Annotated in this window: 11 protein-coding genes and 1 pseudogene; 8 read left to right on the top strand and 4 right to left on the bottom strand. The window is 68.0% G+C overall.

The features are described from left to right. The 8 genes and pseudogenes from glyA to LT948_RS29465 form a co-directional block, all read left to right on the top strand. Positions 1-327 (top strand): annotated as a pseudogene (gene glyA, locus LT948_RS29500) (serine hydroxymethyltransferase); the annotation flags it as partial. Positions 328-412: 85 nt separating this feature from the next. Further along, positions 413-1,663 (top strand): sarcosine oxidase subunit beta, encoded by a 1,251-nt coding sequence (locus LT948_RS29495; RefSeq protein WP_003096779.1) that lies wholly within the window; start codon positions 413-415, stop codon positions 1,661-1,663. 93 nt (positions 1,664-1,756) lie between these two features. Then, positions 1,757-2,077: a sarcosine oxidase subunit delta gene (locus LT948_RS29490; RefSeq protein ID WP_003096781.1), complete on the top strand. Its 321-nt coding sequence runs from the start codon at positions 1,757-1,759 to the stop codon at positions 2,075-2,077. Beyond that, complete coding sequence (locus LT948_RS29485) at positions 2,074-5,091, top strand: sarcosine oxidase subunit alpha (protein ID WP_073657371.1); 3,018 nt, start codon at positions 2,074-2,076, stop codon at positions 5,089-5,091. The genes LT948_RS29490 and LT948_RS29485 overlap by 4 nt, the downstream gene beginning before the upstream one ends. 93 nt (positions 5,092-5,184) lie before the next feature. Next, complete coding sequence (gene soxG / locus LT948_RS29480; RefSeq protein ID WP_003096784.1) at positions 5,185-5,820, top strand: sarcosine oxidase subunit gamma; 636 nt, start codon at positions 5,185-5,187, stop codon at positions 5,818-5,820. A 49-nt stretch (positions 5,821-5,869) separates the two neighbouring features. Further along, positions 5,870-6,727: a formyltetrahydrofolate deformylase gene (locus LT948_RS29475; protein WP_003096786.1), complete on the top strand. Its 858-nt coding sequence runs from the start codon at positions 5,870-5,872 to the stop codon at positions 6,725-6,727. A 206-nt stretch (positions 6,728-6,933) separates the two neighbouring features. Continuing rightward, a complete protein-coding gene (fdhA, locus tag LT948_RS29470) occupies positions 6,934-8,133 on the top strand; it encodes a formaldehyde dehydrogenase, glutathione-independent (RefSeq protein WP_003096788.1) in 1,200 nt (399 codons plus the stop codon). Positions 8,134-8,216: 83 nt separating this feature from the next. Next, positions 8,217-9,173, top strand: coding sequence for a D-hexose-6-phosphate mutarotase (locus LT948_RS29465; protein WP_016852274.1), 957 nt, complete (start codon positions 8,217-8,219; stop codon positions 9,171-9,173). A 65-nt stretch (positions 9,174-9,238) separates the two neighbouring features. Here LT948_RS29465 and LT948_RS29460 read toward each other — a convergent pair whose 3' ends face one another. The 4 genes from LT948_RS29460 to purE form a co-directional block, all read right to left on the bottom strand. Next, a complete protein-coding gene (locus tag LT948_RS29460; RefSeq protein WP_003136384.1) occupies positions 9,239-9,787 on the bottom strand; it encodes a DUF3299 domain-containing protein in 549 nt (182 codons plus the stop codon). Positions 9,788-9,848: 61 nt separating this feature from the next. Next, positions 9,849-10,094: a GlsB/YeaQ/YmgE family stress response membrane protein gene (locus LT948_RS29455; protein ID WP_003096795.1), complete on the bottom strand. Its 246-nt coding sequence runs from the start codon at positions 10,092-10,094 to the stop codon at positions 9,849-9,851. 114 nt (positions 10,095-10,208) lie between these two features. Further along, positions 10,209-11,291, bottom strand: coding sequence for a 5-(carboxyamino)imidazole ribonucleotide synthase (locus LT948_RS29450; RefSeq protein WP_003142082.1), 1,083 nt, complete (start codon positions 11,289-11,291; stop codon positions 10,209-10,211). A 30-nt stretch (positions 11,292-11,321) separates the two neighbouring features. After that, positions 11,322-11,813, bottom strand: coding sequence for a 5-(carboxyamino)imidazole ribonucleotide mutase (gene purE / locus LT948_RS29445; RefSeq protein WP_003106314.1), 492 nt, complete (start codon positions 11,811-11,813; stop codon positions 11,322-11,324). Positions 11,814-11,829 lie beyond the last annotated feature (16 nt).

Genomic DNA, 11,829 nt, shown 5'->3' with positions numbered 1-11,829 from the left:
GTTTCCGGCGGCACCGACAACCACCTGATGCTGATCAGCCTGGTGCGCCAGGGCCTGACCGGCAAGGAAGCCGACGCCGCCCTCGGCCGGGTCGGCATCACGGTGAACAAGAACGCCGTGCCGAACGATCCGCAGAGCCCGTTCGTCACCTCCGGCATCCGCATCGGCACCCCGGCCATCACCACCCGCGGGCTGCAGGAAGCGCAGAGCCGCGAACTGGCCGGCTGGATCTGCGACATCCTCGACCACCTCGGCGATGCCGACGTGGAAGCCAAGGTCGCCACCCAGGTCGCCGGTCTCTGCGCGGACTTCCCGGTCTATCGCTGAGCCCCCCGAAGACGGTCGGGGAGCCCGACGCGCCCCGGCCCAACCCTCTCCGCGGGAGAGGGAGCAACAGTTCAGGAGCATCCACATGCAACGCTACTCCGGCTTCGGCCTGTTAAAGCATTCACTGAGCCATCACGAGAACTGGCAACGCATGTGGCGCACGCCCACGCCGAAGCCGGTCTACGACGTGGTCATCGTCGGCGGCGGCGGGCACGGCCTGGCCACCGCCTACTACCTGGCCAAGGAACACGGCATCAGCAACGTGGCGGTAGTCGAGAAAGGTTGGCTGGGCGGCGGCAACACCGCGCGCAACACCACCATCGTGCGCTCCAACTACCTGTGGGACGAGTCCGCGCTGCTCTACGAACACGCGATGAAGCTGTGGGAGGGCCTGTCCCAGGACCTCAACTACAACGTGATGTTCTCCCAGCGCGGGGTCTACAACCTCTGCCACACCCTCCAGGACATGCGCGACGGCGAGCGCCGGGTCAGCGCCAACCGCCTCAACGGCGTCGACGGCGAATTGTTGAACGCGCAGCAGGTGGCGGAGGAGATTCCCTACCTGGACTGCAGCAAGAACACCCGCTACCCGATCATGGGCGCGACCATCCAGCGTCGCGGCGGCGTCGCCCGCCATGACGCGGTGGCCTGGGGCTTCGCCCGCGCCGCCGATGCCCTCGGCGTGGACCTGATCCAGCAGACCGAAGTCACTGGCTTCCGCAAGCAGGACGGCGCGGTGATCGGCGTCGAGACCAACCGCGGCTTCATCGGCGCGCGCCGTGTCGGCGTGGTCACCGCCGGCAACTCCGGGCACATGGCCAGGCTCGCCGGCTTCCGCCTGCCGCTGGAGTCGCACCCGTTGCAGGCGCTGGTCTCCGAGCCGCTGAAGCCGATCATCGACAGCGTGATCATGTCCAACGCCGTGCATGGCTACATCAGCCAGTCGGACAAAGGCGACCTGGTCATCGGCGCCGGCATCGACGGCTACAACGGCTACGGCCAGCGCGGCTCTTACCCGGTGATCGAGCACACCCTGCAAGCCATCGTCGAGATGTTCCCGGTGCTCTCGCGGGTACGCATGAACCGCCAGTGGGGCGGCATCGTCGACACCACCCCGGACGCCTGCCCGATCATCGGCAAGACTCCGGTGCAGAACCTGTTCTTCAACTGCGGCTGGGGCACCGGCGGCTTCAAGGCCACTCCCGGCTCCGGAAACGTCTTCGCCGCCACCCTGGCCAAGGGCGAACCGCATCCGCTGGCCGCGCCCTTCTCCATCGAACGCTTCCACAGCGGTGCGCTGATCGACGAGCACGGCGCGGCGGCAGTGGCGCACTGACAAAAGCCGCCCGAAGGGCGAAATCCGCTGCCCCTCGCCCTTCAGGGAGAGGGTGCCGGTCAACCGGCAAGAACAGTTTCCGGAGGCTACAAAATGCTGAATATCTTCTGCCCCCACTGCGGCGAACTGCGTTCCGAAGAGGAATTCCACGCCAAGGGTCAGGCCCACATCCCGCGCCCGCTCGACCCGAACGCCTGCAGCGACGAGGAATGGGGCGACTACATGTTCTTCCGCGACAACCCGCGCGGCCTCCATCACGAGCTGTGGGTGCACGCCGCCGGCTGCCGCAAGTACTTCAACGTCACCCGCCATACGGTGACCTACGAGATCCTCGAGACCTACCTGATCGGCGAGCAGCCCAGCGTCGTCGCCGACGGTGAGAAGAAACCCGCCGTACAAGGGGAACCGGCATGAGCCAGATCAATCGCCTGTCCAGCGGCGGCCGCATCGACCGCAACCGCCCGCTGACCTTCAGCTTCAACGGCCAGCACTACCAGGGCTATGCCGGCGACACCCTGGCCGCCGCGCTGCTGGCCAACGGCGTCGACATCGTCGGCCGCAGCTTCAAGTACTCGCGGGCGCGCGGCATCGTCGCCGCCGGCGCCGAGGAGCCCAACGCGATCCTGCAGATCGGCTCCCGCGAAGCCACCCAGATCCCCAACGTACGCGCCACCCAGCAGGCCCTCTACGGCGGCCTGGTGGCCACCAGTACCAACGGCTGGCCGAACGTGCAGAACGACCTGATGGGAATCTTCGGCAAGGTCGGCGGCAAGCTGATGCCGCCCGGTTTCTACTACAAGACCTTCATGTACCCGCAGTCGATGTGGATGACCTACGAGAAGTACATCCGCAAGGCCGCCGGCCTGGGCCGCGCGCCGACCGAGGTCGATCCGGACAGCTACGACTGGATGAACCACCACTGCGACGTGCTGGTGGTCGGCGGCGGCCCGGCCGGCCTGGCCGCCGCCCTCGCCGCCGCCCGCAGCGGCGCGCGGGTGATCCTCGCCGACGAGCAGGAAGAGTTCGGCGGCAGCCTGCTGGACACCCGCGAGACCCTCGACGGCAAGCCCGCCGCCGAGTGGGTCGCGGACGCCGTGGCCGAGCTGCAAGGCCGGCCGGAAGTCATCCTGCTACCGCGCTCCACGGTCAACGGCTACCACGACCACAACTTCCTCACCATCCACGAGCGGCGCACCGACCACCTCGGCGAGGTCGCCCCGCTCGGCCAGGTCCGCCAGCGTGTGCACCGCGTGCGCGCCAAGCGCGTGGTACTGGCCGCCGGCGCCCATGAGCGGCCGCTGGTCTACGGCAACAACGACCTGCCCGGCAACATGCTCGCCGGCGCGGTTTCCACCTATGTACGGCGCTACGGCGTGGCACCGGGCAAGAAACTGGTGCTGGCCACCAACAACGACTACGCCTACCGCGTCGCCCTCGACTGGCAGGAAGCCGGCCTGCAAGTGGTGGCCATCGCCGACGCCAGGGCCAATCCGCGCGGCGAGTGGATCGAGGAAGCACGCCAACGCGGTATGCGGGTGATCACTGGCAGTTCGGTGATCGAGGCTCGCGGCGGCAAGCGGGTCAGCGGCGCCAAGGTCGCCCGGATCGACCTGCAGGCCATGCGCGCCAGCGGCGGCGAATGGCTGGACTGCGACCTGATCGCCAGCTCCGGCGGCTATAGCCCGGTCGTGCACCTGGCCTCGCACCTGGGCGGCAAGCCGGAATGGCGCGAGGAAATCCTCGCCTTCGTCCCCGGCGACGGCCTGCAGAAGCGCATCTGCGCCGGTGCCGTGAACGGCGTGTTCGGGCTCGCCGAGGTGCTCGCCGACGGCTACCAGGCCGGGAGTCGCGCCGCCCTCGACGCCGGCTACAAGACCGCCGCCGGCAGCCTGCCGAAGGTCCAGCCGCGCCGCGAGGAAGCACCCGTCGCGCTGTTCCAGGTGCCCCACGAAAAGCCCACGGCGCGCGCACCGAAGCAGTTCGTCGATCCGCAGAACGACGTCACCGCCGCCGCCATCGAACTGGCCTGCCGCGAGGGCTTCGAGTCCATCGAGCACGTCAAGCGCTACACCGCGCTGGGCTTCGGCACCGACCAGGGCAAGCTGGGCAACATCAACGGCCTGGCGATCGCCGCGCGGGCCCAGGGCAAGAGCATCGCCGACACCGGCACCACCATGTTCCGTCCGAACTACACCCCGGTGACCTTCGGCGCCGTCGCCGGCCGCCACTGCGGGCACCTGTTCGAACCGGTGCGCTTCACCGCCCTGCACGCCTGGCACGTGAAGAACGGCGCCGAGTTCGAAGACGTCGGCCAGTGGAAGCGGCCGTGGTACTTCCCGCGCCGCGGCGAGGACATGCACGCCGCCGTGGCCCGCGAATGCCGCGCGGTGCGCGAGGCGGTCGGCCTGCTCGACGCCTCGACCCTGGGCAAGATCGACATCCAGGGCCCGGACGCGCGGGAGTTCCTCAACCGGGTCTACACCAACGCCTGGACCAAGCTCGACGTCGGCAAGGCGCGCTACGGCCTGATGTGCAAGGAAGACGGGATGGTCTTCGACGACGGCGTGACCGCCTGCCTGGCCGACAACCACTTCGTCATGACCACCACCACCGGCGGCGCCGCCCGCGTACTGGAGTGGCTGGAGCTGTACCACCAGACCGAATGGCCGGAGCTGAAGGTGTACTTCACCTCGGTCACCGACCACTACGCGACCCTCACCCTGTCCGGCCCGAACAGCCGCAAGCTGCTCGCCGAAGTCACCGACATCGACCTGGACAAGGATGCCTTCCCCTTCATGACCTGGAAGGAAGGCAAGGTCGCCGGGGTGCCGGCGCGGGTGTTCCGCATCTCCTTCACCGGCGAGCTGAGCTACGAGGTGAACGTCCAGGCCGACTACGCCATGGGCGTGCTCGAAGCGCTCGCCGAGCACGGTGCGAAGTACGGCCTGACGCCCTACGGCACCGAGACCATGCACGTCCTGCGCGCCGAGAAGGGCTTCATCATCGTCGGCCAGGATACCGATGCCTCGGTCACCCCGGACGATCTCAACATGGGCTGGGCGGTGGGCCGCAGCAAGCCGTTCTCCTGGATCGGCTGGCGCGGCATGAACCGCGCCGACTGCCTGCGCGAGGATCGCAAGCAACTGGTCGGACTCAGGCCGAGCAACCCGCAGGAGGTACTGCCCGAAGGCGCACAACTGGTGTTCGACACCCAGCAGGCGATCCCGATGAAGATGGTCGGCCACGTCACCTCCAGCTACATGAGCGCCAGCCTCGGCCACGGCTTCGCCCTGGCGGTGGTGAAAGGCGGCCTCAAGCGCATGGGCCAGAAGGTCTACGCGCCGCTGGCGGACGGCCGCTTCATCGAGGCGGAGATCTGCTCCTCGGTGTTCTACGACCCCAAAGGGGAGCGGCAGAACGTGGATTGACCGGAGAGGGATGCGCTCCTCTCCCCGGCCCTCTTCCCGAAGGGAGAAGGCAGACAGGCTACCAGGGCGCGCGGCGCCCCAAGGTGAAAACGAATGAGCAAGGCAAACGTCTACCAGCAACGCCCCGAACCCGGCGTCCACGCCGAATCGCCGCTGCACCATGCCGAGCTGCACAAGCTCGCCGGCAAGACCGCCGCGAAGGCCGGTATCGTCCTGCGCGAGAAGAAGCTGCTAGGCCACCTGGTGCTGCGCGGCGATGCCGCCGACCCGGCCTTCGCCGCCGCCGTGCACCAGGCCCTCGGCCTGGAACTGCCGGTGGCCCTGACCCTGGTCGCCAGCGGCGAGACCTCGCTGCAATGGCTGGCCCCGGACGAATGGTTGCTGATCGTCCCCGGCGGCGAGGAATACGCCGTCGAACAGCGCCTGCGCCAGGCCCTGGGCGAGGAGCTGCACTACGCGGTGGTCAACGTCAGCGGCGGGCAGACGCTGCTCGAACTGAGCGGAGCGAACGTCCGCGAACTGCTGATGAAATCCACCAGCTACGACGTGCATCCGAGCAACTTCCCGGTGGGCAAGGCGGTCGGCAGCATCTTCGCCAAGTCGCAATGCGTGATCCGCCATACCGGCGAGGACACCTGGGAGCTGGTCGTGCGCCGCAGCTTCGCCGACTACTTCTGGCTCTGGTTGCAGGACGCCAGCGCCGAATACGGCCTGCAGGTAGCGGCATGAGCAGCCTTCCCCTCTCCCCGAGAGGGGATACCGGACCCGGAGCCTCGCGATGAGCCGTACCCCCGACACCTGGATCCTCACCGCCGACAGTCCCAGCCTGCTGGGCACCGTCGACGTGGTGACGCGCTACCTCTTCGAGCAGCGCTGCTACGTCACCGAGCACCACTCGTTCGACGACCGCCTGGCGCAACGCTTCTTCATCCGCGTGGAGTTCCGCGCCGGCGACGGCTTCGACGAAGCCTCCTTCCGCGCCGGACTGGCCGAACGGGTGGCACCGTTCGGCATGCGTACCGAGCTGACCGCGCCGGGCTACCGCAGCCAGGTGGCGATCATGGTTTCCAAGGCCGACCACTGCCTGAACGACCTGCTCTACCGCCAGCGCATCGGCCAGTTGCCGATGGACGTGGTGGCGGTGATTTCCAATCACCCGGACCTGGAGCCGCTGGCGCGCTGGCACGGCATTCCCTACCACCACTTCCCGCTCGACCCGAACGACAAGCCGGCCCAGGAAGCCAGGGTCTGGCAGGTGCTCGAAGAGAGTGGCGCCGAGCTGGTGATCCTCGCTCGCTACATGCAGGTGCTGTCGCCGGAACTGTGCCGACGCCTGGACGGCTGGGCGATCAACATCCATCACTCCCTGCTGCCCGGCTTCAAGGGCGCCAAGCCGTACCACCAGGCCTACCAGAAGGGCGTGAAGCTGGTCGGCGCCACCGCCCACTACATCAACAACGACCTCGACGAAGGGCCGATCATCGCCCAGGGCGTCGAGACGGTCGACCACGCCCACTACCCCGAGGACCTGATCGCCAAGGGCCGCGACATCGAGTGCCTGACCCTGGCGCGGGCGGTGGGCTACCACATCGAGCGGAGGGTATTCCTCAACGCCAATCGGACCGTGGTGCTGTAAGCGCGCCCTCTCTCCCCAACCCTCGCTGAAGGAAGAGCGCCAGGGAGAGGGGCGCTTCGCACGGCCTCGCGTCCCGAGCAACACCGACAGCCCGCCGGCTGCCAGCATTCTCCGGCCCTGTCGCGCAACAGACGACTTTCCAGTGCAAAGCCGCGCGGCCGTGGACGCCGCGCATTTGTACCCACAACGACAAAGAGGAAACGCGTATGTCTGGCAATCGTGGTGTGGTCTATCTCGGCCCGGGCAAGGTCGAGGTGCAGAACATTCCCTATCCGAAGATGCAGGACCCGCAGGGCCGGCAGATCGACCACGGGGTGATCCTGCGGGTGGTCTCCACCAACATCTGCGGCTCCGACCAGCACATGGTGCGCGGCCGCACCACCGCGCCGGAAGGCCTGGTGCTGGGCCACGAGATCACCGGCGAGGTGGTGGAGATCGGGCGTGGCGTGGAAACCATGAAGATCGGCGACCTGGTCTCGGTACCGTTCAACGTCGCCTGCGGTCACTGCCGTACCTGCAAGGAACAGCACACCGGCGTCTGCCTGACGGTCAATCCGGCGCGGGCCGGCGGCGCCTACGGCTACGTCGACATGGGCGGCTGGGTCGGAGGCCAGGCCGAATACGTGCTGGTGCCCTACGCCGACTTCAACCTGCTGAAACTGCCCAACCGCGAAGCGGCGATGGAGAAGATCCGCGACCTGACCTGCCTTTCGGACATCCTCCCCACCGGCTACCACGGCGCGGTCACCGCCGGCGTCGGCCCGGGCAGCACGGTCTACATCGCCGGCGCCGGTCCGGTCGGCCTGGCCGCGGCGGCCTCGGCACGCCTGCTCGGCGCGGCGGTGGTGATCGTCGGCGACGTCAACCCGACCCGCCTGGCCCATGCCAAGAAACAGGGCTTCGAGATCGCCGACCTGTCCAAGGACACCCCGCTGCACGAACAGATCGCCGCTCTGCTGGGCGAGCCGGAGGTCGACTGCGCGGTCGACGCGGTCGGTTTCGAGGCGCGCGGCCACGGCCATTCGGGCTCGCAGCAGGAAGCCCCGGCCACCGTGCTCAACTCGCTGATGGGCATCACCCGGGTCGCCGGCAAGATCGGCATCCCCGGCCTGTACGTCACCGAAGACCCGGGCGCGGTGGACGCGGCCGCCAAGCACGGCGCCCTGAGCATCCGCTTCGGCCTGGGCTGGGCCAAGTCGCACAGCTTCCATACCGGCCAGACCCCGGTGATGAAGTACAACCGCCAGCTGATGCAGGCGATCATGTGGGACCGGATCAAGATCGCCGACATCGTCGGGGTGGAAGTCATCACCCTCGACGATGCGCCGAAAGGCTACGGCGAGTTCGACGCCGGGGTGCCGAAGAAATTCGTCATCGACCCGCACAACCTGTTCCGCGCGGCCTGAACCACCGGCAACAACCGACGCGGCCTACGGGCCGCGTCTTCGTTGGCGCTATCCGGGGGAACTGCCGGCGATAAAATGGATCGGTGATACTGCTGCCATCCATTCGCGTCCCGGAGACCGCCATGAGCACCGATAGCCCGATCAACCGCGTCGAACAGGTACAGGTCGACGACCTGGCCTGCTGGCGCATCCACACCGCCCATGGCGAGGCGCTGATCGCCCAGCAGGGCGCGCAACTGCTCAGCTACCAGCCCCACGAACAGCCGCCGCTGGTCTGGCTCAGCGACGAGGCCGGCTACCGGCGCGGGCAGTCGGTTCGCGGCGGGGTGCCGGTGTGCTGGCCGTGGTTCGGTCCGCTGGAGCGCAACCCGCAGGAAGTCCGCGGCCAGGTGGAAGATGGCCTGAAGGCGCCCGCCCACGGGCTGGTCCGGGCGGTCGACTGGGAAATCGACGACATCGCCGAGGAGGACGGCGACCTCTGCGTCAGCTTCCGCCTCGACGCCCCCGATGGCCTCCCCGGCTGGCCGCACCCGGCGGCGCTGCGCATGCTGTTCCGCTTCGGCGAGCGCCTGACCCTACGACTCACCAGCGAGAACCTAGGCAGCAAGCCGCTGGTGCTCAGCCAGGCACTGCACACCTACTTCGCGGTCAGCGACAGCCGCGAGATCGCCATCGAGGGCCTGGAAGGCGCGCGCTACATCGAGACCCTGGAGAACTGGGAAGAACGCACCCAGCACGGCGCGGTACGGGTCAAAGGCGAACTGGACCGCATCTACCTCGGTCTCGAACGCGACCTGCTGATCAAGGACCCGCGCTGGGAACGCAGCATCCACCTGCACGCCCTCGACTCGCGTTCGGCGGTGGTCTGGAATCCCTGGGTGGACAAGTCCCGGCGTCTCTCGCAGTTCGCCGACGACGCCTGGCAGCAGATGCTCTGCATCGAGACCGGGCGGGTCTGGGACGACCTCATGGTGGTCGCCCCCGGGCGCAGCGAAAGCTTTGGCGTGCAGATCTGGAGCGAGCCGCTGAAACGGCCCTGAGCGGGACGGCGAGCGGACGGGGCGGCTCGCGTCGTCCGCCATGGGCCGTTGCGCAGGTGCCGGCCCTACAGGTCCGCTTCCTCCACCACCTTCACCCGCGCCTTGTCGATGGCGTAGGCGGCATCGGCCAGGTCATTGCTCACCTGCTCGATCTTCAGCGTGCCGCTGACCCACAGCGGCGTGTAGATATCGGTCAGCTTCAGCCCCTGTGGATAACGCACCAGGACGATCTGGTTCGGCGGCGGCGGCGGCACGTGGATGCAGGCGCCCGGATAGGGCACCAGGAAGAATTCGGTGACGCGGCCCTTGGCGTCGTTCTCCAGCGGCACCGGGTAGCCGCCGAGGCGGATCGCCTTGCCATCCAGGCTGGCGACGGTCTTGGCCGAATACATCACCGCCGGCATCTTTCGGTCCGACTGCTTCAGGCCCCCCTTGCTGGTGAAGGTGCCGGCGGCCTCCGGGGTGTCGTGGACGATGTCGGGCATTTCTTCCAGCGCCTTGCGGTCGGCCGGCGGCATCAGTTCCAGCCAGTCGGTCTCGGGCAGTTCGGCGTGGGCCAGGGGTGAGGACAACAGGGCGAGCAACAACAGGCGGGCGAACGGGAAGCGGCGCATGATGGCGGGAATACCGGCGAAATGAGGAAACGCCGGCCCCCGCGGGGGCCGGCCAGAGCCATCAATTCTTCTTGATCAGGCCGTAAATGACCAGCAGTACGACGGCGCCGACCACCGCGCCGATGAAACCGGCCGCCTGGCCGGCCTGGTAGAAGCCGATCGCCTGGCCGCCGTAGGTGGCCAGCAGCGAACCGCCGATGCCGAGCAGGATGGTCATGATCCAGCCCATGCTGTCGTCACCTGGCTTCAGAAAGCGTGCAACGAGACCAACGATCAGTCCGACGATGATGGTTCCGATTAATCCCATGACAGTCCCTCCTTACGGGTGTATGCGCATGTATTGCGCCTGCCATGGGACAGTGTAGAAAAGCCTTGGGTTCAGTGCCGCCCGCCAACCCAAGGATGGGCGGACGGCAATCGCTCACGCCTCGATCAGCGCCTCGACCTCGGCGATGCGCGCCTGCAGCGTCGCCCGGTCGGCACAGCGCAGGGTGGCGTGGCCAACCTTGCGGCCGTTCTTGAAGGCCTTGCCGTAGTGATGCAGGTGGCAATCGGCGACGGCGACCACCTGATCCACCGGGGGGACCGCGCCGATGAAATTGAGCATCGCGCTCTCGCCGACCTTGGCGGTCGAGCCCAGCGGCAGGCCGGCGACGGCGCGCAGGTGGTTCTCGAACTGGCTGCACTCGGCGCCTTCGATGGTCCAGTGCCCGGAGTTGTGCACGCGCGGGGCGATCTCGTTGGCCTTCAGGCCGCCGTCCACCTCGAAGAACTCGAAGGCCAGCACGCCGACGTAGTCGAGCCGTGCCAGCACGCGGCCGACGTAGTCCTCGGCCAGCGCCTGCAACGGATGCCCGCTGCTGGCCACGGAGAGCTTGAGGATGCCGCTGTCGTGGGTGTTGTGCACCAGCGGGTAGAAACGCGTCTCGCCATCGCGGGCGCGCACCGCCACCAGCGAGACTTCCCCGGTGAACGGCACGAAGCCCTCGAGGATGCACGGCACGCTGCCCAGTTCGGCGAACGCGCCCTGCACGTCGGCCGGCTGGCGCAGGACCTTCTGGCCCTTGCCGTCGTAGCCCAGGGTGCGGGTCTTGAGCACCGCCGGCAGGCCGATGGCGGCCGCGGCGGCATCGAGGTCGGCCTGGGACTGGACGTCGGCGAAGTCCGGGGTGGGAATGCCGAGGTCCTTGAACATCGACTTCTCGAACCAGCGGTCGCGGGCGATGCGCAGCGACTCGGCGTTCGGGTAGACCGGCACGAACTGGGAGAGGAAGGCCACGGTTTCCGCCGGCACGCTCTCGAACTCGAAGGTCACCAGGTCGACCTCGTCGGCCAGTTGCCGCAGGTGCTCCTGGTCGCCGTAGTCGGCGCGGATGTGCTCGCCCAGGGAGGCCGCGCAGGCGTCCGGCGCCGGGTCGAGGAAAGCGAAGTTCATGCCCAGCGGGGTTCCCGCCAGGGCCAGCATGCGGCCCAGTTGGCCGCCACCGATGACACCGATTTTCATGGTTCGAGCCTTACCTTCTCAGAGCCTGTCTCACGCATCGCGCGGGTCGGGATTGTCCAGCACGGTTTCGGTCTGGTTGGCGCGGAACTGCTTCAGCGCCTCGTGGTACTGCGGGTGCTTGGCGCCGAGGATGCTCGCCGAGAGCAGCGCCGCGTTGACCGCGCCGGCCTTGCCGATGGCCAGGGTGGCGACCGGTACGCCGGCGGGCATCTGCACGATGGAGAGCAGCGAGTCGACACCCGACAGCATCGACGACTGTACCGGCACGCCGAGCACCGGCAGGTGGGTCTTGGCCGCGCACATGCCCGGCAGGTGGGCGGCGCCGCCAGCGCCGGCGATGATCACTTCGAGGCCGCGGCCTTCGGCTTCCTCGGCGTACTGGAAGAGCAGGTCCGGGGTGCGGTGGGCGGAAACCACCTTCACTTCGTAGGGGATGCCCAGCTTGTCCAGCATGTCCGCGGTGTGACTGAGGGTGCTCCAGTCCGATTTGGAACCCATGATCACGCCAACCAGTGCGCTCATCGTCGTGCCTCTCTCA

The sequence above is a fragment of the Pseudomonas sp. CP-1 genome (assembly GCF_021213715.1).
Classification (GTDB): Bacteria; Pseudomonadota; Gammaproteobacteria; order Pseudomonadales; family Pseudomonadaceae; genus Pseudomonas; species Pseudomonas aeruginosa.
This window is presented reverse-complemented; position numbering and strand designations above follow the sequence as displayed.